At 68.2% G+C, this 24,193-nt stretch carries 19 protein-coding genes and 1 tRNA gene; 4 read left to right on the top strand and 16 right to left on the bottom strand.

Going from position 1 to position 24,193, the window contains the following annotated elements; all coding sequences use genetic code 11:
* Positions 1–124: 124 nt before the first annotated feature.
* Together rpmA and rplU are read right to left on the bottom strand one after the other, a co-directional pair.
* Complete coding sequence (gene rpmA / locus HZ321_RS07515) at positions 125–397, bottom strand: 50S ribosomal protein L27 (RefSeq protein ID WP_181701556.1); 273 nt, start codon at positions 395–397, stop codon at positions 125–127.
* A 118-nt stretch (positions 398–515) separates the two neighbouring features.
* Positions 516–830, bottom strand: a complete 315-nt coding sequence (rplU, locus tag HZ321_RS07510; protein WP_181701555.1) for a 50S ribosomal protein L21 — start codon at positions 828–830, stop codon at positions 516–518.
* A 524-nt stretch (positions 831–1,354) separates the two neighbouring features.
* On the opposite strand from rplU, the gene HZ321_RS07505 reads away from it, so the two are divergent.
* Positions 1,355–1,444, top strand: a tRNA-Ser gene (locus HZ321_RS07505).
* A 180-nt stretch (positions 1,445–1,624) separates the two neighbouring features.
* On the opposite strand, the gene HZ321_RS07500 is transcribed toward HZ321_RS07505, so the two are convergent.
* From HZ321_RS07500 to HZ321_RS07465, 8 genes are all read right to left on the bottom strand, one after another.
* The gene (locus HZ321_RS07500; RefSeq protein ID WP_181701554.1) at positions 1,625–2,305 is read right to left on the bottom strand and encodes a response regulator; all 681 of its coding nucleotides are present in this window, start codon (positions 2,303–2,305) and stop codon (positions 1,625–1,627) included.
* Entirely contained in the window at positions 2,302–4,977 is a 2,676-nt protein-coding gene (locus HZ321_RS07495) for a sensor histidine kinase (protein WP_181701553.1), read from the bottom strand. Before HZ321_RS07495 ends, HZ321_RS07500 begins: the two co-directional genes overlap by 4 nt.
* 4 nt (positions 4,978–4,981) lie before the next feature.
* Positions 4,982–5,602 carry a potassium-transporting ATPase subunit KdpC gene (gene kdpC / locus HZ321_RS07490; RefSeq protein ID WP_181701552.1) on the bottom strand — a complete coding sequence of 207 codons (621 nt, stop codon included), beginning with the start codon at positions 5,600–5,602 and terminating at the stop codon, positions 4,982–4,984.
* 12 nt (positions 5,603–5,614) lie between these two features.
* Complete coding sequence (gene kdpB, locus HZ321_RS07485; protein ID WP_181701551.1) at positions 5,615–7,666, bottom strand: potassium-transporting ATPase subunit KdpB; 2,052 nt, start codon at positions 7,664–7,666, stop codon at positions 5,615–5,617.
* Between the two features lie 25 nt (positions 7,667–7,691).
* Positions 7,692–9,401 carry a potassium-transporting ATPase subunit KdpA gene (gene kdpA, locus HZ321_RS07480; protein ID WP_181701550.1) on the bottom strand — a complete coding sequence of 570 codons (1,710 nt, stop codon included), beginning with the start codon at positions 9,399–9,401 and terminating at the stop codon, positions 7,692–7,694.
* Positions 9,402–9,429: 28 nt separating this feature from the next.
* The gene (kdpF, locus tag HZ321_RS22005; RefSeq protein ID WP_181701789.1) at positions 9,430–9,516 is read right to left on the bottom strand and encodes a K(+)-transporting ATPase subunit F; all 87 of its coding nucleotides are present in this window, start codon (positions 9,514–9,516) and stop codon (positions 9,430–9,432) included.
* 239 nt (positions 9,517–9,755) lie between these two features.
* Complete coding sequence (locus tag HZ321_RS07470; protein WP_181701549.1) at positions 9,756–10,376, bottom strand: hypothetical protein; 621 nt, start codon at positions 10,374–10,376, stop codon at positions 9,756–9,758.
* A gap of 22 nt (positions 10,377–10,398) precedes the next feature.
* On the bottom strand, positions 10,399–10,971 hold the full coding sequence (locus tag HZ321_RS07465) for a histidine phosphatase family protein (RefSeq protein WP_181701548.1): 573 nt from the start codon (positions 10,969–10,971) through the stop codon (positions 10,399–10,401).
* A gap of 104 nt (positions 10,972–11,075) precedes the next feature.
* Between HZ321_RS07465 and HZ321_RS07460 the strand changes: the two genes are divergently transcribed.
* The gene (locus HZ321_RS07460) at positions 11,076–11,816 is read left to right on the top strand and encodes a response regulator (protein ID WP_181701547.1); all 741 of its coding nucleotides are present in this window, start codon (positions 11,076–11,078) and stop codon (positions 11,814–11,816) included.
* On the opposite strand, the gene HZ321_RS21920 is transcribed toward HZ321_RS07460, so the two are convergent.
* From HZ321_RS21920 to HZ321_RS07435, 5 genes are all read right to left on the bottom strand, one after another.
* Positions 11,774–14,416 carry an ATP-binding protein gene (locus HZ321_RS21920; protein WP_181701546.1) on the bottom strand — a complete coding sequence of 881 codons (2,643 nt, stop codon included), beginning with the start codon at positions 14,414–14,416 and terminating at the stop codon, positions 11,774–11,776. The genes HZ321_RS07460 and HZ321_RS21920 overlap by 43 nt on opposite strands.
* Positions 14,417–14,464: 48 nt before the next feature.
* Positions 14,465–15,532 carry an ABC transporter ATP-binding protein gene (locus HZ321_RS07450; RefSeq protein WP_181701545.1) on the bottom strand — a complete coding sequence of 356 codons (1,068 nt, stop codon included), beginning with the start codon at positions 15,530–15,532 and terminating at the stop codon, positions 14,465–14,467.
* On the bottom strand, positions 15,529–17,694 hold the full coding sequence (locus HZ321_RS07445; protein ID WP_181701544.1) for an ABC transporter permease: 2,166 nt from the start codon (positions 17,692–17,694) through the stop codon (positions 15,529–15,531). The genes HZ321_RS07450 and HZ321_RS07445 overlap by 4 nt, the downstream gene beginning before the upstream one ends.
* 129 nt (positions 17,695–17,823) lie before the next feature.
* Positions 17,824–18,858: an ABC transporter substrate-binding protein gene (locus HZ321_RS07440; RefSeq protein ID WP_181701543.1), complete on the bottom strand. Its 1,035-nt coding sequence runs from the start codon at positions 18,856–18,858 to the stop codon at positions 17,824–17,826.
* Between the two features lie 283 nt (positions 18,859–19,141).
* The gene (locus HZ321_RS07435) at positions 19,142–19,966 is read right to left on the bottom strand and encodes an inositol monophosphatase family protein (protein WP_181701542.1); all 825 of its coding nucleotides are present in this window, start codon (positions 19,964–19,966) and stop codon (positions 19,142–19,144) included.
* A 161-nt stretch (positions 19,967–20,127) separates the two neighbouring features.
* Between HZ321_RS07435 and HZ321_RS07430 the strand changes: the two genes are divergently transcribed.
* The gene (locus HZ321_RS07430) at positions 20,128–21,165 is read left to right on the top strand and encodes a LacI family DNA-binding transcriptional regulator (protein ID WP_181701541.1); all 1,038 of its coding nucleotides are present in this window, start codon (positions 20,128–20,130) and stop codon (positions 21,163–21,165) included.
* Positions 21,166–21,270: 105 nt separating this feature from the next.
* Complete coding sequence (locus HZ321_RS07425; RefSeq protein ID WP_181701540.1) at positions 21,271–22,023, top strand: TerC family protein; 753 nt, start codon at positions 21,271–21,273, stop codon at positions 22,021–22,023.
* A gap of 36 nt (positions 22,024–22,059) precedes the next feature.
* Here HZ321_RS07425 and HZ321_RS07420 read toward each other — a convergent pair whose 3' ends face one another.
* Positions 22,060–24,021: an acetoacetate--CoA ligase gene (locus tag HZ321_RS07420; protein WP_181701539.1), complete on the bottom strand. Its 1,962-nt coding sequence runs from the start codon at positions 24,019–24,021 to the stop codon at positions 22,060–22,062.
* Between the last annotated feature and the right edge of the window lie 172 nt (positions 24,022–24,193).

Below are 24,193 nucleotides of genomic sequence, written 5' to 3'. Positions count from 1 at the left end.
TGGGTCCTTCGGTCGAGAAACGAAGAGGGGAGGTGGCATCCCACCTCCCCTCGCGACGCTCTCGACCTTGAGCGATCCGCCGGGTCCGTGGGACGCCGGCAGGCCGCTTGAAGACCATTCCGGCTTACTCTGCGGCTGCCATCGTCGTCGGGAGAACGGACACGTAGACTCGTCCGTTCGACTTGGTTGCGAAGGCCACCTTGCCTTCAACGAGGGAGAAGATCGTGTGATCTACGCCGAGGCCGACATTCTGGCCGGGATGCCACTTCGTGCCGCGCTGGCGGACGATGATGTTGCCCGGGATGACGGCTTCGCCGCCGAACTTCTTGACGCCGAGGCGGCGGCCGGCCGTATCGCGGCCGTTGCGGGACGAGCCGCCTGCTTTCTTGTGAGCCATGGAACTACTCCTTCAGTTCGTTCGGTCCGCCGCGGGAGGAGCCGGTTTCAGGCTCGACGCCCGCGCGGGCGCTGTATGCAGTTCATCGTCGCGGCGTTTCCGGCCGCGGTCGAAAGGGTCAGGCGGCGTTGATGCCGGTGATCTTCACAACGGTGAGCAGCTGGCGATGTCCGCGCTTGCGCTTGGAATTCTGCCGGCGCCGCTTCTTGAAGGAGATCACCTTCGGGCCGCGGGTCTGCTCGACGATCTCGGCGGTCACGGTGGCGCCGGCGACGGTCGGCGCACCGACGGACACGCCCGCGTCGCCCGACACCATGAGGACCTCGTCGAAGGTCACGGTGGCGCCGGCATCAGCCTCGAGCTTCTCGATCTGCAACACGTCGTTCGGGGCAACCTTGTATTGCTTGCCGCCGGTCTTGATCACTGCGAACATGGTCGTACCAGTCCTTCTTGGTCGTTCTTGGCCCGGTGCTTTGCGCCCCGTGGCTTGGAATTGCGCAGATACCGACACGTCCTGTGGCGTCGTCGTCGCGCTTGACGCGGACCGGCGAACTTGATGGGCGGAGCGCAGGACGATCCGGCTTGCGGATCGGTTGCATGCGCCCCACAGCTTTCGCGAGCGAAAGCAGGGCCTCGGACAGCGAAGGCAAAGGCGAGAGTCCCGCCCTTATCCACGATGCGGCGCCTTGTACACGCTTCGTGCCCGCGAAGTCAACGCGCGCGGGGCAAAAAGCGCCCGGCAGACCGCCGTTGCTGACAGGACCTGACAGCCACAACCCCACGTCGCCGGGCCGGGCGCGCTGCGCCGACCGGGGCCTGCGCGCCGCCCGGGGATCGCCGCCGCGGCGGCCAGCCTCGCGGCACCGTCTTTTTCCGGCTACGCCCCTTGAACCCACCCCCGACCACGGTTATGGTCCGCGCCGCCTTCAACCGAGTAATACATCACCTCGGCACCGCGGAGAGGTGGCAGAGTGGTTGAATGCACCGCACTCGAAATGCGGCATACTCGCAAGGGTATCGGGGGTTCGAATCCCTCCCTCTCCGCCATTTCTCCGTTGTCCATGCCGGCTGCATTGGGGACGGTTGTTTCGGTCACAGGGGTGACAGCCTCGCGGTGAACGGCGACTTCCGACCTGTGGCGAACACCGCCGTGGCCGGCAGGAAGCGCTGATCGGCCGCGTGCGGTTGCGGGCGTCTCGACTCGATCGGCCCCGGCTGCGCCGGACGTCAGCCGGCATCGGCGAAGCGATACCCCACGCCGGGTTCCGTGAGGATGACCGGGTCCTGTTCGGTCGCGCCGAGCTTCTGCCGGATCTGGCCGACGTAGACCCTCAGATACTGCGTGTCGCCGCCATGGGACGGCCCCCAGACTGCGGTCAGAAGCTGGCGATGTGTCAGCACGGTCCCGGCATTGCGGGCGAGCAGGGCCAGGAGGTCGAACTCCCGGCGCGTCAGGCGGATCTCTTCGCCGTTCCGGGTGACACGGTGGGCTGCGAGATCGATCTCGCAGCAGCCGGTGCGGATCGTCGCCGGTGCCACCCGGCCCGGGCGATGCTTGCGCAAGGCGGCCCTCAAGCGCGCCAGCAGTTCGCCGACGCCGAAGGGCTTGTTGACGAAGTCGTCGGCGCCAAGGTCCAGCGCCTCGATCTTCTCGGCCTCCCGGTCGCGCGCGGAGAGGATCACGACCGGAACGTCGCTCCAGGCACGCAGGCGCTGAAGGACGATCTTGCCGTCGATGTCGGGCAAGCCGAGGTCGAGGATCACCACGTCCGGTGCCTGCCCCGCCGCCAGCGACAGCGCTTCGCGGCCGTCCATCGCCGGCACCACGGCGTAACCCTCCGCCATCAGGGCAGGGCGCAGGAAGCGATGGATCGCCGGTTCGTCGTCGACGAGGAGGACGGTGGTCATGGTGCGATCCGGCGCCGGGGCAGGACGAGGGTGAAACGCGTGCCGCGGCCGTTCGTGACCGGGCTTTCCACGTGCACGGAACCGCCATGGGCTTCCGCGATGCCCTTGGCGATCGCCAGCCCGAGGCCGGAGCCCTCGCCCCCGTCGCCGCGTTCGGCGGAGGCGCGGATGAACTTCTCGAAGACATGCGGCAGAAGGGCGGGATCGATGCCGGGGCCGTCGTCGTCCACGGCGAGGCTCAGGTTCCGGTCGTCCGCCGACGCGGACAGCGCGATCCTCGCCGACGGACCGGCGTAACGCACCGCGTTGCCGACGATATTGCCGAGCGCCTGGTCGAGGAGGATGGGGTCGGCGAAGGCGAGCGGAAGGTCCGGCGTCGTCGTCACGGTGATCGCCTGCGTCGCACCGCGTCGGCGGGCGGCGGCCGCGACCCGTTCCAGGATCTCACCGAGATCCGTCCAGTCCATCCTGATCTCCAGCGCCCCCGCCTCGAGCCGCGTCATAGCGAGCAGGTTCCGGACCATGCCGTCGAGGTGCTCCGCCTCCTCGCGGATCGAGACGAGGAGGTCGGCGCGTTCGGCGGGCGCAAGCCGGTCGCCAAGTTCGGTCAGACTGGTCGCAGCGCCGAGCACGGAGGCGAGCGGTGTACGGAAGTCGTGACTAATCGACGCCAGCAGAATGTTACGGATCCGCTCCGTCTCTGCAGCCATGCGGGTCGCTTCGATCTCGCCTGCGAGCGTCGCGCGATCGAGGGCGACGGCGGTTTGCTCGACGAGGCTGTCGAGGAGGCTCCGGCGCTCGGCGTCGAGGTGAACGCCGTCCGGCGCGTCCTCGATGCCGACCACGCCAATCGGGCCGCGCCCGGCGACGAGAGGCAGGAAGAGCCAGGGCACGTTCGGCAGCGTCCCGGTGTCCGCTCCCGCCGCTTCCTTGTGCTCGAAGGCCCAGCGTGCCGCCATCATGGACGCGGTGTCGAGCCTGTCCTCGGGTGGCCAGGCGGCGGCGACGCCAAGTTCGCCGGCCTGTTCGCGGAGCAGGACGGCGCTGCGGCCGACGATCGCCTGGATCTCCGCAGCGGCCGCTTCGGCGACGGCGTCTGCCGCCGGCAGGGAGGAGAGCTTGCGGGTGAACTCGTAGAGCCGGCGCGTAGCCCTTACCCGCTTTATCGCCGCGCGCGCCTGCTCGCGGGCCCGACCGGCAACCGCTGACGTGACCACCGCGATCAGGAGGAAGATGGCGAGCGCCAGGAGTTCGTGCGGGCGGGCGATCGTGAAGGTGTAGAGCGGGTCGATGAAGAAGAAATTGTAGGTGAGGAAGGACAGCGCCGACGCGTAGATGGCCGGCCAGACGCCCGACCGGACGGCAGGGACGAGGACGGCCGTCAGGAACAACATCGAAATGTTGGGGAGCGCGACCACCTGGGTCAGTCCGTGTCCGACGCCGACGGCGAGCGCCACGCCGACGGTGGCCTCCAGGTAGCCGCGCAGCGGACCTGGATCCGGCAATCGGTCACGCCAACCGCGGCGCGCATCCTCGCCGCGCTCGGAGGTTACGACGTGGACGGCGATTCCGTCGGCCGAACGGACCAGCTCCTCAGGCAGCGAGGGGCGGAACAGCCGGGCGAAAAGCTTGGGGCGGGCCCGGCCGACAACGATCTGAGTGACGTTCTCGAACCGGGCGACACGCAGGATCTCGCCGACGCGGTCGGTCGCGACGAGCGCCCGGGTCTCAGCCCCGAGACTTTCGGCAAGGCGCAGAGCGGCATCGCGCCTCGCCCGGGCCGCGGGGTCGAGATCCGATCCGGGCCTCTCGACGGCGACCGCGAACCAGGATGCGTCCATCAGGTCGGCGAGGCGCTTGGCGTGGCGGACCAGTCGAGCCGCCGCGGCATCGGCGCCCACGCAGACGAGGATGCGCTCGCCCGCTGCCCACGGCCCTTCGATGGCGCCCCCCTGCATGCGTTCGACGAGATCACTGTCGACCCGGGCCGCGACGCGCCGGAGCGCGAGTTCGCGGAGCGCCGTCAAGTTGGACGGTTTGAAGAAGTTCTGGACTGCGCGGGCCGCGGTGTCCTCCACGTAGATCTTGCCGTCGGCGAGTCGCTTCAGGAGCTCGTCCGGCGGCAAGTCGACGAGGACAATGTCGTCCGCCTCCTCGAGCGCGCTGTCCGGAACGGTCTCACGGACGCGGACGCCGGAGATCTTCTGGACGACGTCGTTGAGGCTTTCCAGGTGCTGGACGTTGAGCGTGGTCCAGACGTCGATCCCGGCGTCGAGCAGTTCCCTAACGTCCTGCCAGCGTTTCGGGTGGCGGGAGCTTGGCACGTTGGAATGGGCGTATTCGTCGACGAGGAGAAGCCTCGGCCGTCTTGCCAGTGCCGCATCCACGTCGAACTCCGGGACGAGGCGACCACGATAGGGGATCTGAGCCCGCGGCAGGACCTCCAGTCTTCGAACCAAGGCCTCGGTCTCCCGGCGTCCGTGAGTCTCCACGATGCCGACGACGACCTCCTCCCCGCCCTCAGTGGCAGCTCGCGCAGCCTGCAGCATGGCGAAGGTCTTGCCCACCCCGGGCGCCGCCCCTAGGAACACCCGGAGCTTGCCGCGCCCCTCGCGTTCGGCGAGGGCGAGAAGGGCGTCAGGCGAGGCGCGGGGCGGCGTCGGGGAGGCCATGACGTCAGCGATCGAGGGCGTCGAGAGCGAGGTTGAGGGGGAGCACGTTCACCCGTGGTTCGCCAATCAACCCGAACACGGGGGCTTCGACCGCTCCGGTCACCATAGCTCTCACGTCCGCCTCCGGCAGACCGCGGGCCTTGGCGACCCGGGGCACCTGGATGAGAGCGTAGTCCGGTGAGACGTGCGGGTCGAGGCCGCTGCCCGAAGCGGTGACCGCGTCGGCTGGAAGAGTGCCCGTTACGCCGTCCGCTCTTTGAGCCGCCACGCTCTCTCCGATGCGGTCGGAGAGCTTCTGCGATGTCGGGCCAAGATTGGAACCGGAGGACGCCAGGCCGTCATACCCCGCTCCGGCCGCCGACGGTCGGGGCTGGAAGTATTCCGGCCGCGTGAAGGTCTGCCCGATGAGGGCGGATCCGATCACCGTTGCGTCCCGCGTGACAAGGCTGCCGTTCGCCTCAACGGGGAACACGGCCTGTGCGATCCCGGTCACGGCCAGCGGATAGGCGAAGCCGAGGAGGAGGGTGAAGGCGGCGACGAGCACGATGGCAGGCCTGGCCTGCGCGGTGAGGGTCGAGGGGCCGTCCGGTTGCGCCGATGTTTCGATGCGCTGTGCGAGAGTCATGGGTTCGATCCTTCAGGCGAGGCCCATCGCGGCGATGATCATGTCGATGATCTTGATGCCGACGAAGGGCACGATCAGACCACCGAGGCCGTAGATCGCAAGATTGCGGGAGAGGATGGAAGCGGCGTCCGCTGCCCGATAGGGAACGCCGCGAAGGGCGAGCGGGATCAGCGCGATGATGATCAGCGCGTTGAAGATCACCGCCGAGAGGATCGCGCTCTCCGGCGTCGCGAGGCCCATAACGTTGAGGACGCCGAGTTCCGGGATCGCGGCGACGAACAGCGCCGGGATGATCGCGAAATACTTGGCGACGTCGTTGGCGATCGAGAAGGTGGTCAGCGAACCGCGCGTCATCAGAAGCTGCTTGCCGATGCCGACGATCTCGATGAGCTTCGTCGGATCGCTGTCGAGGTCGACCATGTTGCCGGCCTCGCGGGCGGCCTGGGTGCCGGACTGCATCGCGACGCCGACGTCGGCCTGGGCGAGGGCGGGAGCGTCGTTGGTGCCGTCGCCGCACATGGCGACCAGACGTCCCTTGGCCTGTTCGGCGCGGATGTAAGCCAGCTTGTCCTGCGGCGTCGCCTCCGCGATGAAGTCGTCGACGCCGGCTTCCGACGCGATGGCTGCCGCCGTGACCGGGTTGTCGCCGGTCACCATCACGGTGCGGATGCCCATCCGCCGGAGTTCGGCGAAACGGGCCTTGATGTCGGGCTTCACGACGTCCTTGAGGTGGATGACGCCGAGGATTCGTCCATCCTCCGCAAGGCCGAGCGGCGTGCCGCCGGACCGGGCGATCCGCTCCACCGCCTGGGCGAAGGCCGGCGGTTCAGTGACCGCGGACCGGCCCTCCGCGACGAAGCGTCGGACGGCATCCACCGCGCCTTTGCGGACGCGGCGCGTCCCGATGTCCACGCCCGACAGCCGGGTCGCGGCCGAGAAGTCGATGAAGGCAGCTCCCTCCGGCCGGGCCTGCGGCGTCGCGACGCCGTAGTGCTCGGCGACCAGCTTGACGATCGACTTGCCCTCGGCGGTATCGTCCGCGAGGCTCGCCAGCAGCGCCGCCTCCGCCGCCTGCCTTTCGGTGACGCCCGGCATGGCGATGATCTCTGATGCCATGCGGTTGCCGAAGGTGATCGTACCCGTCTTGTCCAGGAGCAGGGTATCCACGTCGCCGGCCGCTTCGACCGCGCGGCCGGACATGGCCATCACGTTGAACCGGATGAGCCGGTCCATGCCGGCGATGCCGATGGCGGAGAGAAGCCCGCCAATTGTGGTCGGGATCAGCGTGACGAGGAGGGCGACGAGGATCGGCACGGAGACGGCCGCACCGGAATAGGCCCCGAGCCCGGACAGGGTCACGACGGCGATCAGGAAGATCAGCGTCATGCCGACGAGGAGGATGGTGAGGGCGATCTCGTTCGGCGTCTTCTGCCGTTCGGCGCCTTCCACGAGCGCGATCATGCGGTCCAGAAAGGACGAGCCCGGCGCGGCCGTGATGCGCACGACGATCCAGTCGGAGAGGACGGTGGTGCCTCCCGTGACGCCTGAGCGGTCGCCGCCGGCTTCGCGGATGACGGGCGCGGACTCGCCCGTCACGGCCGCCTCGTTTACCGAGGCGATGCCCTCCACGATCTCGCCGTCGCCGGGAATGAGGTCGCCGGCCTCGACGATCACGTGGTCGCCCACGTCCAGGTCAAGGGCGGAAACCGTGCTCCAGAGGTTGCGGTCGCCTTCGTGGAGCAAACGCTTGGCGAGCGTGTCGGTGCGCGCCTTGCGCAGGCTGTCGGCCTGCGCCCGGCCGCGGCCCTCGGCGATCGCTTCGGCGAAGTTGGCGAAGAGCACTGTGAACCACAGCCAGGCGGTGATCTGCCCGGTGAAGAGCACCGGACCGCCGGTGGCGAGGTCGCGGACGAACAGGATCGTGACGAGCGCGGCGACCACCTCGGTGACGAAGATCACCGGGTTCTTCGCGAGTGTCTTCGGGTTGAGCTTCTTGAAGGCGTCGACGGTGGCCCGGCCGACGAGGTCGGCGGATGCGACGGATGCCACGGCTTTGGAGGACATGGGGGGTGAACTCCTTCTGGACCGGTCAGAACAGCGTGCCCGCCTGCATCTCAACGTGCTCGGCGATCGGGCCGAGGGCGAGAGCGGGAAAGAACTGGAGACCGCCGAGGACAAGGATGATGCCGACGAGAAGACCCACGAAGAGCGGCCCGTGGGTCGGGAACGTCCCGGACGACGCAGCAAGCCTCGGCTTGACGACCAGGGAACCGGCGATCGCCATCATCGGGACGATGTAGGCAAACCGGCCGAGGAGCATCGCGACGGCGAGGGTGATGTTGTACCAGGTCGTGTTGCCCGAGAGCGATCCGAAGGCCGACCCGTTGTTGCCCGCCGCCGACGAGTAGGCGTAAAGGATCTCCGACAGCCCGTGCGGGCCCGCATTGCCTGGCCCGGCGAGGCCGGCCGGGATCACCGCGGATACGGCGGAGAAACCAAGGATGGCCGCCGGAAGGACAAGGATGGCGAGCATGGCCATCTTGACCTCCTTCGCCTCGATTTTCTTGCCCAGGTACTCCGGCGTGCGGCCAACCATCAGGCCCGCCACGAAGACCGCCAGGATCGCCACCACCAACATCCCGTAGAGGCCGGAGCCGACGCCGCCGGGCAGGATCTCGCCCAGCTGGATCAACACCATCGGCACCATCCCGCCGAGCGGCGTGAAGGAGCCGTGCATCGCGTTGACAGCGCCGTCGGAGAGGCCGGTCGTGACGGCCGCGAACATGGCGGACATGGCGATCCCGAAGCGGACCTCCTTGCCTTCCATGTTGCCGCCGGCCGGGTCGAGCCCTGCGCCAGCGAGCAGCGGTGTGCCGGCGCTTTCGGCCCAGTAGCAGAGGCCCACGGCGGTCACGAGCAGAATGCCCATGGCGGCGAGAACCGCCCGGCCCTGGCGCTTGTCGCCGACGAGCCGGCCGAAGGCGAAGACCAGCGCGGTGGAGACCACCAGCATCTGCCATATGGTCAGCATGTTGGAGAGGGCGTTTGGGTTCTCGAAGGGATGCGCCGCGTTGGCGTTGAAAAAGCCGCCGCCGTTGGTGCCGAGCTGCTTGATGGCGATCTGGCTTGCCACCGGGCCGAGCGCCAGCGTCTGCTGCCCGCCTTCAACGGTGGTCGCCACGACCGATCCGTCCAGCGTCTGCGGCGTGCCGAGCGCCACCTGGATGAGGGCAGTGACCAGGGCGAGCGGAAGAAGGACGTAAAGCGTCGACCGCGTGATATCGGCGAAGACATTGCCCACGGTCGCTGCGCCAGACCGTGAGAAGGCCCGCACCAGCGCAACCGCCAGCGCCATGCCGGTGGCGGCGCTGAGGAAGTTCTGCACCGTGAGCCCGGCCATCTGGCTGAAGTGGCTCATGGTGCTCTCGCCGGCGTAGTTCTGCCAGTTGGTGTTGGTGACGAAGCTGACGGCGGTGTTGAAGGCAAGGTCCGGGGCGAGGCCGCCGAACCCCTGCGGATTGAAGGGCATCACGCCCTGCAGCCTCAGGATGGCGTAGAGCAGCGCGAAGCCGGCCGCGTTGAAGACGAGCATCCCGAGGGTGTAGCCGAGCCAGCCCTGCTCGCGGGCGGGATCGACGCCGGCGGCGCTGTAGAGCCGCCGCTCGATCGGGCCGAGAACGGGGGATAGGACCGTGCGCTCGCCGGCATGCACCTTGGCCATGAACGCCCCGAGCGGAGCGGCTGCGGCAAGGACGAGGCCGAAGACGAGCGCGATCTGAAGCCAGCCGACGAGGGTCATGGCAGTCGCTTTCGAAGAGAAGGGAGGATCAGAATCGCTCGGGCCGGATCAGCACGGCGACGAGATAGAGGGCGAGGGCGGCAGCGACGGCTGCGCCGAGGACGAGGTCGAGCATGGTCGCCTCAGGCCCGGGCCGCCCAGCGGGCGTAGAGCGCCATCAGCGCGAAGAAACCGAGACCGACGGTCAGGTAGACGATATCCAGCATGGATGCCTCCTTGTTCAGGCATCTGATCCACTAGGCCCGAACGGCATAAAGGATCCATGTGGAATTGAAGGGGAGGTACGACACGATCGCCCCATGACCGCTTCCGGCGGCGACCGGCACTCGGGTCGGGCACTCGGGAGAACCCGCCTCAAAGCGGCTTTGGATGAAACTCGACCTGTCGGCGGACAGGTTCCAGCGCGAAAAGGCCAAAGGCCTGGATCACGTCGCCTCTTTCAAGGGTGATGCCGCGCGCGACGCCGGACCCTTTCAGGACGGCCCCCCGCACATCAGGGTCCGGCTCGCGCCAGCTTCCTCCACCGGCGAGACTGCAGTTCTGCATGCGGATCGGTCCAAGCACCTGGGCACCGTCGCCGATCTCGTTGGAGAAGGTCATCGCGCCGCCGCCCAGCAGACGGGCGCCGCAGCCGATCCGAATGGCATGACCGGCCTCGGCCTTGATCGTGAAGCCCCCTTCCTCACCGATCTCGGCTCCTTCGCCGATCTCGACGATGCCGCCGCCAGTGGCGGCCAGCCGGGTGCCCGCGTGGAGCTGCGTTCCGGCCTGGATGTCGATGCGGCTTCCGGCATCGACCGAGACGATCACGCCTGGCCAGAGCACGACACCGGGTGCGAGCCGTGCGCCGGGCGAGACCAGGACGGCGTGCGGCGACGGAACGAGGACGCCCTGCGTCGCGAGCGCCGCGGTTTCGGTGACGCTCAGGAAACCCAAGGCACTGCGCGCGTCGTCTCCGGGCTGCTGTGTCGGCATTCAATCGGTTCCATAAGGCTCGTCAACGCGGCGCGATCGGTCGCCAGTCGTGGATGGGACGGCGGGTGTCCCGCTCGAAGGCGAAGTAGTGGCCCTGGAACGGTTGATCGTGGCGGCGATCGATCGGCCGCGCCGCAAGGTGGCAGCCGAGCAGCGTGCCGACAGCGCCGTGGGCGACGATCGCCACGTCGCCCGGTCCGGCGGCGGCGAGCACGGCATCCACCGCTGCGACGACCCGGGCTTGCGCGTCGATGGCGCGTTCCCAGCCGCGGACGCTTTCCTCCGGCCTTGCGAAGAAGGCGTCGGCCAGAGCCTCGAACTCGGCGGGCGGCACGAAACCGGTCGCGCTGCGGTCGTTCTCGCCCAGCCCCTCGTGGACCGAAACGGGCAGACCCAGGCGACCTGCGAGCAGGCCGGCCGCCTCGATGGCCTTGCACTCCGTGCTCGCGACGACGGTGCGCACCGCGGCGCAGACCTCCCCCGCCACGAAGATCCGCATGCGGGCAAGGCCGGCGGGCGACAGCTGCCAGCGCGGCACCGGGATCGACGGATCGACCGCGACCTCGGGGTGGGTGACGAAGACAACCGTATTCAAGACATGCACCTCGCCGGCCCCCGCCATTGCCGAGTTCGCTTCCGTTGCCGGCCGCGGTGTGGAAGAGTGTCTCAAAAGAAGGCCATAGGCCAGGGAGGAAAGGCGTGCTCGGAGCCAACCCAGCCGCACGCATCGCCATCGTCGAGGACGACCCGGTCGTGCGCGAGACTGTGGCGGATCTCGTCCGAACCGAGGGGTACTCGGCGGTCGCGCTGGGAGACGCGGCCGCGCTCCTGGCTATGCTGGATGGGCCGTATCCGCCCGATCTGATCGTTCTGGACCTGAAGCTGCCGGATCGGGACGGGCTGGGCCTGGCGGGAACGATCCGGGCGACCAGCGATGTGCCGATCATCATGCTGACCGGACGCGGGGGCGACATCGACCGCATTCTCGGGCTGGAGATCGGCGCGGACGACTACGTGGTGAAACCCTTCAACGCCCGCGAACTCCTCGCCCGCATCAAGGCCGTGCTGCGCCGCCGGGGACGGGAGACGGCGCCGCCGCCCGCAGCCACCCGGCACGGCTATCGCTTCGACGGCCATGTGCTCGACCTCGACGGGCGTCGGCTGATCGCCCCGTCCGGCGATGCGGTGCCGTTGACCGTGGCCGAGTTCGACCTGTTGACCGCCATGGTCCGGTCGAGCGGGCGCGTGCTCAGCCGAGACCAGTTGCTGGACCTGACGCACCGGGCGGGCGGCGATGTGTTCGACCGGACCGTGGACGTTCTCGTACTGCGGCTGCGTCGGAAGATCGAGCCGACGCCCGGATCGCCACGCTACATCCGCACCGAGCGGGGGGTCGGCTATGTGTTCGACGCGGATGTGAAGCCGATCGGTTCGGGCTGATCCTGCAGGGCCGCGGCCAAGGCCGCTGCGAGCCTGTCGCGCCGGAAGGGTTTGTCGAGGACGGTGCCGTCGAGGTCCGCGCCGCGGGGGAAGCCCGAGCAGTAGACGACCGGCAGCCCCGGACAGTGGGCGCGGGCCAGTCCAGCGAGCGCCGGCCCGTCCGGACCCGGGCCGAGGCTGACGTCGGTGAAGAGGAGATCGACGACATCCCGGTCGAGCACCGCCAGCGCGGCCTCCGCGGTGGCGACGTCCGTCACCCGGTAGCCGAGGCTGGCGACCAGCTCGGCGGTCGCGGGCCGCACGCGCGGGTCGTCCTCCACCACGAGGACATGCGCTCCGGAAGGGGGCGGCATCACCCGTGCGAAGGTCTCCGGCTCGGCCTCGGCTTCGGCCGACGCGGCCGGCAGGGTGACGGTCATGACGGTTCCGTTTCCGACCTCGCTGTCGATTGCGATGCTGCCGCCGGACTGGCGCACGAAACCGTAGACCATCGACAGGCCGAGTCCGCTGCCCGCGCCAAATGGCTTGGTGGTGAAGAACGGCTCGAAAGCCCGCGCCGCCACCTCGGGCGCCATGCCCGATCCGGTGTCGCGAACCGAAAGCCGGATCCCACCGTCCGGCGCCGCCTCGGTGGCGATGGTGATCCGGCCGGGCCCGGATATGGAATCGCGCGCGTTGAAGATCAGGTTGATGAGTGCCGTCTCCATGCGCTCGGGGTCGATCATGGCGGGCGGCAGGTCGTCGTCGAGGGACAGCGCGATGTCGATCCCGGCCCCGAGGCCGTAGACCAGGAGGTCCGCGACGTCAGCCACCAGGGTATTGAGATCGGTCGGTTCCGGCTCCAGTGGCTGGCGCCGGGCGAAGGCGAGCAGGCGCTGGGTGGTCGCCCCGCCACTCTCGGCCGCGTCGAGGGCGCGCAGCGCACGGGTGCGCGTTGTGGATCCGAGTTCGGATTCGTCGATGATCATCTGCAGATTGCCGCTGATGGCCGCCAACACGTTGTTGAAGTCATGGGCGATGCCACCGGTGAGTTGGCCGATCGCCTCCATGCGCTGGGCATGACCGAGCTGGCGCTCCATCATCTTGCGGTCGGTGAGGTCGAAAAGGCTGGCGAGCCACTCGCCGTTCGGCATCGCGTTGGTGCGGATCTCGACGACGGTGCCGTCCGGGTAGTGCTGTTCGAGCACGACACTCTGCATGGCCCGGCTGCGGGCGAGGCGCGCGAGGTCGAGCGAGCGGCCTCCAAGGGCGCGGCCGTCGAAGGACCGGGTCTCGACACCGCGGCCGAAGAGATCCTCCAGCAGGTGGTCGAGCGCCGCTCCGGTCTGCACGTGATCGGCGGCCAAGCCGCTCAGGCTGACGAAGCTCGGGTTCCAGGTCTTCAGGCGGCCGTCCCGGTCGAACAGGGCAAGCCCGCCGGTCATGTTGTCGAAGATGGCGGTGAGGCGGGCGGCGTTCTCCGCCTCGCGCCGGGCGAACTCGTCGCGTTCGATCGCCTGGGCGCGAAACACGGCAAAGGCGCGAGCGAGTTCGCCGATCTCGTCGGGCCGCTCGGCGCCAGGCGCTTCCGCGCCGAAGTCGCCCGCGGCGAGGCGCGTGAGCGCGCTCGTCGCCCCGCGCAGATTGGTGACGACGTCGCGCATCAGGGTGCTGGCGGCAACCAGCGCAGCGACAAGACAGAGGCCGGCGAACAGAAGCATCGCCATCTTGCCACGGCGCAACGCCTCGGCGGAACGCTCGCCGCGGGCGAGGGCGGCCTGCTCCACCGTGGCGGCAAGGCCCCTCACCATGGAGGTGAGATGGGTGGAGGAGGTATCCACGGCGGCCAGGAAGATGCGGATCCGCAGGTTGGCGCTGATCTCCAGGCGCCGGGCGGCGAAGAGGTCGCCAAGGGCCTGGATAGCGGTGTCCATGGCAGCGAGCGCCGACGGGTCCGTACCCGGACCGGCTTCCATGGCGAGGCGACGGTAGTTGGCGGCCGAACGCACGAAGTCGGCCCGGGCGTCGTCGACGGAGGGGGTGTCGGCGGCGATCATCCCGGCTCGCGCCGCGGAGAGAGCCCGGCGGGCGGCCTCGACTGCGCGGGACGCCCGACCGGGATCCGGCAAGGAGGGCAGCAATGCTTCCGCTTCGACCAGCCGGTCGCTCAGTTCGACCAGGGCGAGCCGGTGCTCGCCGAGGCGGCGACGGGCGTCCAGCCCCTCACCGGTGACCGCGATGAGATTGACGACGATGCCCTCGAGCCTGTCGGCAAGGCGGACGATCGAAGGAACGCGCGCCGGTGAAACCGGGTCCTTGGTGGACCGAAGCGACGCCGCGAGCGCCATGAACTCCGCCAGACGCGCCTCCAGATCCTTGCGGCCTTCAGCCAGGGCCTGCGGCGTCCTCACGTCGGCGATGGTTGGCGCCTTGGCCGCCAGGCTGGCGCTGCGTTCGGCGAGCGTCATAACCTGGCGAAGGTCTGCCATGCTCTCTGCTTGAGCGGTCTCCAGGGTGCTCTCAGTGGAGGTGAAGCCCACCCAGCCGACCGTGCCGACGGCCAGGGTCAGCGCGACAAGCGCGCCCAGCGTCAGCATGAGCCGACGGTAGATGCTGTTCACGCCCGTCGTCCCCTGGCGCATGATCAACCTCGCCGCTTGCTGCGGCCGTCACCGGCCAACCAGCGCGATCCCTCGGGGATCGAAGCGCACGTGCGCCAGGGATCCCGTGGACACGGCCCGCGACACGTCCTGGTCCACGGCGAAGAGTTCGCCGACCGCGCTGTCGAGAGCATATTCCATGTGCGAGCCCAGATACGTGGCCTTCCGCACCGTGACTTCCAGCGTGGCGTCCGATGCCACGGGCTCGACCCGGATCGCCTGCGGCCGGACGGCCACGACCACGTCGCCCGTCGCGATTCCCGGGGCCTGGACGTCGAGGGTCATCGCGCCGACCCGGACGGTGGCGGTGGGCCCGTCACGGCCGGTGACCACGCCGTCGATCAGGTTGGCGCCTCCGATGAAGTCGGCTACGAAGCGGTCGGCGGGACGCTGATAGAGGTCGCGCGGCGAGCCCTCCTGCGCGATGACCGCCCGGTTCATGACGATGATCCGGTCGGAGACGGCGAGCGCCTCCTCCTGGTCGTGGGTGACGTAGACCGAAGTGAGGCCGAGCGAGCGCTGGAGGTCGCGGATGTCGTCGCGCATGCGCCGGCGGAGCTTGGCGTCGAGGTTCGACAGGGGTTCGTCGAAGAGCAGCACCTCCGGTTCGAGCACGAGCGCCCGGGCCACGGCCACACGCTGCTGCTGACCCCCGGAAAGCTCGCTCGGCAGCCGCTTTTCGTAGCCGGCGAGGCCGACGAGGCGGAGCCCTTCCGAACTGCGCGCCTCCCGCTCGGACCGGGAGAGGGGGGATACCTCCAGGCCGAAGCCGACGTTCTCCAGCACGGTCATGTGCGGGAACAGAGCGTAGCTCTGAAACACCATGGTCACGTTGCGGTCGGTCGCCGGCAAGCGGGTCACGTCCTTGCCACCGATCATGATGGTGCCTGAGGACGCGCTCTCCAGGCCGGCGATCATGCGCAACGTGGTGGTCTTGCCGCAGCCCGACGGGCCGAGAAGCGTCACGAGCGTGCCGGGATCGACGACGAAACTGACGTTGTCGACCGCCACCACGGCCCCGTAGCGTCGGGAGACGTTGCGGAACTCGACGCCGCCGGGTTTGGGAGCGATGGTCATGCGGTCACCTTGAAGGGCTTGAGGTCGGCGCTCGAGCGGCGAGACAGCCGCCGTTCGCCCACGATCCACTGGATGAAGAGAATTCCGAGGCCCATCAGGACGATCAGGACCGAGGAATAGGCGATGGCGAGTCCGAAGTCGCCTGCCTCGACGCGGCCGACGATGTAGGAGGTCGCGAGGTCGTGGCGGGCGGAAACCAGGAAGATCACCGCCGACACGGAGGTGATCGCCCGCACGAAGGAGTAGACGAGCGCGGCGACGATCGCCGGCCGTAGGAGAGGGATGATCACCCGGCGCACCGTTCGCGCACTGCCCGAGCGCAAGGTCAACGCGCATTCGTCGAGGCTGCGGTCGATCTGGCTCATCGCCGCGACGCCCGCCCGGATCGACACGGGCATGTTGCGGAAGATGAAGCAGAGCACGAGGATCACCGCCGTGCCCGTCAGTTCCACCGGCGGCTCGTTGTAGGCCAGGATGTAGCTGACGCCGATGACGGTGCCGGGAATTGCGAAGCTCAGCAGCGTCATGAACTCGAAGGCGCCTTGGCCCGCGAAGCGTTGGCGAACGAGGAGATAGGCCGTCAGAAGGCCCATCCCTGCGGTCAACGGCGCGGAGACCGCGGCGATCTCGAGGGTGGTGAACAGCGAGTTCCAGGCCCGTCCGGTCCACTGCAGGCCATGCTCGCCCCAGGCCAGACCGAAGCCGGTCTCGTAGTGGCGCAGCGTGAAACTGTTGTCGCGGCCCCAGTTGACCACGAAGCCGCCGAACAGGATGAGCACGTAGAGCAGGAAGGTGAAGGCTGCCCAGGGAAGGGCGACGGCGTAGATCGACGCCTTCAACCAACCGGGCAGCGCCGCCGGCAGGCCGGCATCGCCCTTGCCGGACATGGTGGTGTAGCTGCGGCGGCCGAGCCACAGGCGCTGCGCCATGAACGCGCCGATGCAGAGCGAAAGCAGCACGATCGCCAGTGCCGCCGCCCGGCCTGGATCGTGCTGCGCGCCGACGACGGCGTAGAAGATCTTGGTGGAGAGCACCTCGTAGTTGCCGCCGAGGACAAGCGGATTGCCGAAATCGGCGAGGCTTTCGATAAAGCCGATCAGGAAGGCGTTGGCGAGGCCCGGGCGCAGCAACGGCCAGGTCACGCGCCGGAAGGTGCGCCAACGGTCCGCCCTTAGCGTCTGGGCAGCCTCCTCCATCGACGGCGAGATGCCCTGCACGATGCCTACCATGACCAGGAAGGCGATCGGCGTGAAGGCGAGCGCCTGGGTGAGCAGGATGCCGGGCAGGCCGTAGATCCAGCGCGTCGAGGTCAGTCCGAACCAGTCGGAGAGGGCGAGCGTCACCGTGCCGTTGCGGCCGAACAGCAGGATCACCGCAAGGCCGATGACAAAGGGGGGCGTGATGATCGGCAGCACCGTCAGCAGGCGCAGCGCGCGCTTGAACGGGAAATTCGTGCGGGTCGCGACAAGGGCGAAGGCAAGGCCGAGCAGGGTCGTCACGATGCCGGTCAGGGTGGCGACGAAGACGCTGGTCCAGGCGACACCGCAGCGGCCTTCCCCTGCAAGGCAGGCGAGTGACCAGATATCGGCCGCCGTCAGCCGCGCCACGAAAGCGGCCATGCCGGACATGTCGCCGTCCGGCGTCGCGGCACCGGCGAGGATGTGGGCCACGGGAAAGAACACGAAGACGAGAATCGACGAAACGACTAGGCCGATCGCTCCGGTGGTGAAGCGGTCGCCCTTCATGGCGCCCCGGCCGGCGAGCCCGGTCGTCAGCAGGAAAAGCAACGCAAATGCCGTCACCAGGGCCCCGAGGCCCAGTCCCGCCTGTCCCTCGACGGCTCCGAAGGCCTCGTCCAGCGCCGCAAACGCCCAACCGTCCAAGCCCACCAGGAAGCCTTGGGCGAGGAGGGCGACGAGCCCGGCGCATCCGGACGCGACAAGAAGATTGGCGCGACCGATGCCCTCGGCGGCCAACGCCATGGCCGGCAGAACGAGCACCAGCGCGATCGGAACCAGCCAGGGCTCGGCGCCCGTCAAGGACAGCATCAACCCGGACGGCCACGGCACCTCGTGGGCGAAGCGGGAGGACGGAACGTGCCACGGGAGCACGGCGAAGCCGAGCCAGGCCGCGACAAGCCACAGAACGTGACTGCGGTTCATGGGAGCAGATTCCGGGTGAACGGGATGGCGGACCGACCCGCGCGAAACCGGCCGCACCAGGCCGACGGAGCGCGGACCCGCGGACGGAAGGATGCGGCGGCGATCCCCGAGGGGCGCCGCCGCCGATCCTCAGTTCTTGGAGCCGATCTCCGAGTCCCACCGTCCCAGGAGCCGCTTGCGCTCATCGGACGAACCGTACTTCGCGAAGTCGTAGTCGATCAGCTTCACCGTATCGAGGCTGGGTGCCTCCGGCGGGGTCTTCGCGCCGGTGTTCGACGGCACCTGGAAGCTGTTGGCGGTGGCGCCGATCTCCTGGGCCGCCGGCGACAGTGCCCAGTCGTACCACTTCTTCGCAGCGTCCGGGTTGGGACCGCCCTTGATCAGGCTCATGGAGCCGATCTCGTAGCCAGTGCCCTCGCAGGGGGCGACCACCTTGACCGGGAAGCCGCCGACGACCTGTGTGACACCGTCGTGCATGAAGACGATGCCGATCGCGGTCTCTCCCCGGGCGGCGGCGGTCGCCGGAGCGGCGCCCGACTTGGTGTACTGGTTCACATTGGCGTTGAGCTGGGCGAGATAGTCGAAGGCCGGTTGCTCACCCAGCAACTGCACCAGGGTCGCAAGAGCCGTGTAGGAGGTGCCCGACGAGTTCGGGTTGGCGATCTGGATCTCGCCCTTGTATTCCGGTTTCACCAGATCGGCCCAGCAGGCCGGCTCGGGCAGCTTCTTCTCCGCGACGATCTCGGTGTTGTAGACGAAGCCGAGCGCTCCGGCGTAGATGCCGACGGTGCGGCTCTTCGAGCTTTCCGCCTGCTGCCGGGCCCACGGCTGCAATTCGGCCAGACGGGGAGACTGGTACTCCTCCGTCAGGCCTTCCTCGGCGGCCTGCAGATGCGGGTCGCCGGTGCCGCCCCACCAGACGTCGCCCTTGGGGTTGCCGGACTCGGCCTGGATCTGGGCAAAGGTCTCACCGGAGCTCTTGCGGGTCATCGCCACGTCGATGCCGGTTTCGGCAGTGAACGCGTTGACCATGGCTTGGCACCACTCCTCCTGCACACTGCAGTAGAGCGTGAGCGACTCGGCGGCAGCCTGCCCCGACCCCGCCCAGAACGCGGAAACCGCCGCGGCGGCCATGAGGGTGCGGTTGAAGCGGTTCGATCTCATGTCGTTCTCCCTTGAGTGCCGTCCGACCCTGGTGCATCCCGGTCCGGTTTCGGCCCATCTCCTCCAGGTCCGGCCTCCTCCGAAGCGCGGACTGGAAGCGAGGTTCTCCGCCTCTTGTAAACTCAGGATTTCAGGAGACCGGTGACGGCTGTAACTCTGTTAACAACCGGGGGAGAAGGATCGCCCGCCGTTCCGGGTGCCGAACGAAGCCACATCGAGCGAACGGATGCGACGCAAGACGTCGGCCCGGTGCTAGAAACGCGGGCGGAGGACGATCGGGAGATCAGGCGGCCCGGTCGACGGTCGCGTCCGGCGCGAGCGGGATCCCCGTCGCCGCCGAAACGCTCGCTGCCAGCGCAGGCGTGACGGCGAGAACGGGATTGCCGGATGCAAGGCCCGACCCGTTCGCCAGGAAGTCGTTCACCCTCCCTCCGGCCTCGGCGACGAGCAGCAATCCGGCAAGGCAATCCCAGGGGTTCATGTGCAGTTCGGCGTAGCCGTCCTGGCGACCGTCCGCCACATAGGCAAGGCCGAGCGCGCCGGAGCCGGCACGGCGGACGTTAGCGCCGAGCGCGAGCAGATCGCCGGCCACGTCCAGATAGGCGGTGTTGGGGATTCGGGTCGACCAACCGAGCTCGATGCTCGCCGCCTGGAAATCGCGGGTGTCGGCGACGGCGATCGGCGCGCCGTTCAGCGAAGCGCCCGCCCCGCGCCGGGCGAGCCACAGCTCCTCCAGGGCAGGATTGTAGATCGCCCCCAGTTCTGTCACGCCGTCGCCGACGAAGGCGAGCGAGATGCAGAAGTGGGGTATCCCGCGGGCGAAGTTCGCCGTCCCGTCGATCGGATCGGCAACCCAGACATTCCCGGCCGGTCCGCCACCCTCCTCCTCGCCGATGAAGCCGTCACCGGGATGGAGCGCAGCCAGTTCCCGGCGCAGCAGTCGCTCGACCGCCGCATCGGTCTCGGTCAGGTAGTCCTGCGGGCCCTTCATCGCGGTCGGGACCGACTTCGCCTTGCGGAAGCCCTCCAGGGCCAGGATGCCCGCCTGGCGCATGACGCCCTGCAGGCTGACGAAACGGCTGTCCAGGTCGGTCGAGGTCGAAGTCATGGGATAGCTCCAGTCTGACTTCATCTTTGCACAGCTGTGCAGATCGATACAAGGTGCGAATCCGCGCGCGTGACCGGCCAACTCCGTACCATTCGCTTGACGTCCACGATTGATGCCGGGCATGCTGTGAACAGCATTGCACTTCAGAAGACGAGGTTTGGATGACGGCCGTGGTGAGACGGAAGCCCACGGTGAACGCCCAGAAGGTTGCGGAAAAGGCCGGTGTTTCCCGATCCGCGGTGTCGCGGACCTTCACCGACGGGGCAAGCGTTTCGCCGGAGACGCGCGACAAGGTGCTGCGTGCGGCGGCGGCACTCGGCTACCACGTCAACCACCTCGCACGGGGGCTGATCCGGAACGAGAGCGGAATCGTTTGCCTGATCGCCTCCGGCATCGGCACGCCGCTCCAGGCGGCCATGCTCGACGGGCTGACGCTGGCACTGCAGGACGCCGGCCGGATCGCCATGGTGCTGAACTGTGCCGGCGATCCGGTGTCGGTGGAGCATGCCCTGCGGATGACGCTCAACTACCGGGCGGAGGCCAGCGTGATCCTTTCCGGTTCGCCGCCGGCATCGATCGTGACGACGTGCCTGGACAATGGTCAGAGGCTTGTGCTGTTGAACCGCTCCGAGCAGATCGAAGGCGTCGGAACGGTGTCGATCGACAACGAAGGCGCAGCGCGGGACGCCGCCGCCATGTTGGCGCGGGCCGGCTGCCGGCGGATCGCCGTCGTGTCATCGACAGCGGGAACCGCTAGCCTCGTCGCGCGTGAGGAGGCCTTCATTCGGGAAGCCACCAAGCTGGGCCTGGAGACCCTGCCGCACCGCGCGGGACCGACCAGCTACGCCTCCGGCGCGGCGAGTGCGCGCGCGCTGCTCGCCGGCGCCGACCGGCCGGACGCCGCCTTCTGCGTGACCGATCTCCTCGCACTCGGGTTCATGGATGCTGCCCGTCATGACCTCGGCCTGCGCATTCCCGAGGCTTTCAGCGTGGTGGGTTTCGACGACATCGAACAGGCCGGCTGGGCGTCCTACGAACTGACCACATTCCGCCAGCCGGTATCTGAACTGGTCTCCTGCATCATGGGGCAGATCGGCAGTTCGACGGAGGGCGTTGGACCCGTTCCATCCCGCCTTGTCAAAGCGGAGCCGATCTGGCGGCGGTCCGTTCGGGTCAGCCCGGCACTCAAAGACGCTTAAAGCCGGCGGCAACCGTGGAGGATCTTTCGGGAGGGTCACTTTGTTGTCGACCATGCCTTGCGGGATCTGCGATAACCGCACCTCTTCTTCCGAAAGCAGGTATGGATGGACTACATCAGTTCTCTGGCCGTGGATCCGACTGTCTGGATCGCCCTTGCCACTCTGATCGTGATGGAGGTGGTGCTCGGCATCGACAACCTGATCTTCATCTCGATCCTGACCAACAAGCTTCCCGAAGGTCAGCGTGAACGCGGCCGCCGCGTGGGTATCGGGCTCGCGCTCATCCTGCGGCTCGGGCTGCTGGGGACCGTCGCATGGATCGTTCAGCTGACGGAACCGGTCTTCACCGTGTTCGGGCAGCCGTTCTCCTGGAAGGACATGATCCTCATCGCAGGCGGGCTCTTCCTGGTGTGGAAGGCGACCAAGGAGATCCACCATAACGTCGATCCGGACCCCGAAGGCGACCTGTTCGACGCCAAGGCGGCTGGCATCACGTTCGGGGCGGCGGTCACGCAGATCCTCATCCTGGATCTGGTGTTCTCGATCGACAGCATCATCACGGCCGTGGGCATGACGGAGCACATTCCGGTCATGGTCATCGCCGTCCTGACCGCGGTGGCGGTGATGCTGCTCGCGGCCAATCCGCTCGCCAACTTCATCCAGGCCAATCCGACCGTCGTGATGCTGGCGCTCGGGTTTCTCCTCCTGATTGGCACCACGCTGATCGCGGAGGGCTTCGGCGTGCATGTTCCGAAGGGCTACATCTACGCGGCGATGGCTTTCTCGGCGCTCGTCGAGGGGCTGAACATCGTCGCGCGCCGGCGGAAAAAGAAAGCGCCGCACCGGCCCGGCCACTAGGAAACACGGAGGCCGGCTGGCCGGACGCCGCTTCGTCTAGGAGAGCTCCGGCAGGTCCCTGAACAGGTCCAGCGCCTCGGGGTTGGCGAGAGCCTCCTTGTTGCTGACGGGCCGACCATGCACCACGTCGCGCACGGCGAGTTCGGTGATCTTGCCGGACTTGGTGCGCGGAATGTCGGCGACGGCGAGGATCTTCGCGGGGACGTGCCGGGGGGAGGCGCCGGTACGGATCCTTTCCCGGATCCGGCGGTCGAGATCGGCGTCGAGCACAGCGCCGGTCCGAAGACGGACGAAGAGGACGACGCGGACGTCGCCGTCGAACTCCTGCCCGATCGCGAGCGCCTCCACCACCTCGGGGACCTGCTCCACCTGGGCGTAGATCTCGGCGGTGCCGATGCGCACGCCGCCGGGGTTCAGCGTGGCGTCCGATCGTCCATGGATGATGAAGCCGCCATGCACCGTCAACTCCGCGAAGTCGCCATGGCACCATACGCCTTCGAAGCGCTCGAAGTAGGCGGAGCGGTACCTGGTCTCTCCGGGATCGTTCCAGAACCCGAGCGGCATCGCCGGAAAGGGGTTCACGCAGACGAGTTCACCCTTCACTCCCACGCCCGCCCGCCTGCCGTCCTCCGTCCAGACCTGCACGTCGAGGCCGAGCCCGGGGCCTTGGATCTCGCCCTTGAACACCGGGCGCGTGGGGTCGCCGAGGACGAAGCAGGAGACGATGTCGGTGCCGCCGGACAGCGAGGAGAGGTGGATGTCCGGTTTGATGTGACGGTAGACGAAATCGAAGCTCTCCGGCGACAGGGGCGATCCGGTCGAGCCCATCGCTCGAACGGTGTCGAGCGCGTGCGTCCGCCGCGGGACGAGGCCGGACTTCCGAACCGCGTCGATGTACTTGGCGGAGGTGCCGAAGAAGGTCATGCCTTCGGCGTCCGCGTAGTCGAACAGCGCTTCAGGTCCGGGATGGAACGGCGAGCCGTCGTAGAGCAGCAACGTCGCGCCGACCGCCAATCCTGAGACCAGCCAGTTCCACATCATCCAGCCGAGCGTGGTGAAGTAGAAGATCCGGTCGCCCGGTCGGATGTCGGCGTGAAGGGCATGCTCCTTCAGGTGCTGGAGCAGCACCCCGCCTGCCCGGTGGACGATGCACTTGGGCACGCCGGTCGTGCCGGAGGAAAAGAGGATGTAGAGCGGCTGGTCGAACGGCAACCGCACGAAGTCCAGGAGCTTGGGCCCGAAAGGACGGATGAAATCGGCGAACGTCACCGCGTTCGGCAAGCGGTTTGCGACCTCGCCGGCCGCGCCGAGGATGTCGATCACCACCACGATCCGGACGGTGGGCAGGTGCGGCAGGATCTCCGTCAGCTTGCCGCCGATCGGGATCGATTTGCCGCCGTACCAATAGCCGTCGGCGGTGAGGAGAACCTTCGGCTCGATCTGGCCGAAACGGTCGGTGACGCCGCGCGGACCGAAATCAGGCGAGGCCGACGACCAGACCGCACCCAGCGAGGTTGCCGCCAGCATGGCCGCGACCGCCTCCGGGATGTTCGGTAGCAGGGCGGCCACGCGGTCTCCCACGCCGACGCCTGCGGCCGCGAGCGCCTGTTGAAGTCGGGAGACCAGCGCCGTCAGGTCTCTCCAGGAAAGCCGTCCCGCGGTCTTGTCCTCGGCCCGGAAGACAAGCGCGTCCGCACTGTCCGGGCCTGGCCTGGCGAGCAGGTTCTCCGCAAAGTTCAAGGTCGCGTCCGGGAAGAAGCGGGCTCCCGGCATCCGCTCGCCGTCCACCAGCTTGCGGGGGCCCTTTTCGCCGATCACGCCGCAGACGTCCCAAACGGCTTCCCAGAAGGCGGCCGGTTCCGCCACGGACCATGCATGCAACGCCACGGTATCCGGAAGCGTCCTCCCGGCGCGCTGCTCGCAGACGCCGCGAAAGCGGTTGATCGCCGCCGCTGCCGCCCTGTCGGGCGACGGTGTCCAGAGGGGAGCCGTATCCATTCCTGCAATCCCGATCATAAGCGGCGTTGTCGCCTCGCTTGAAGCCAAGGATAGGGCTCGGCCTGCCCGCACCGCAATCGATCGGCTCACATGGGCCGGAGGAACTGCGGACTGTTGCCCCCGACGACAACCGCTCGGCAGGAACGATCGGAGTCGCCAGATGTTCGAAGAC

Source organism: Chthonobacter albigriseus (genome assembly GCF_013839445.1).
GTDB classification, from domain to species: domain Bacteria; phylum Pseudomonadota; class Alphaproteobacteria; order Rhizobiales; family Pleomorphomonadaceae; genus Chthonobacter; species Chthonobacter albigriseus.
This window is presented reverse-complemented; position numbering and strand designations above follow the sequence as displayed.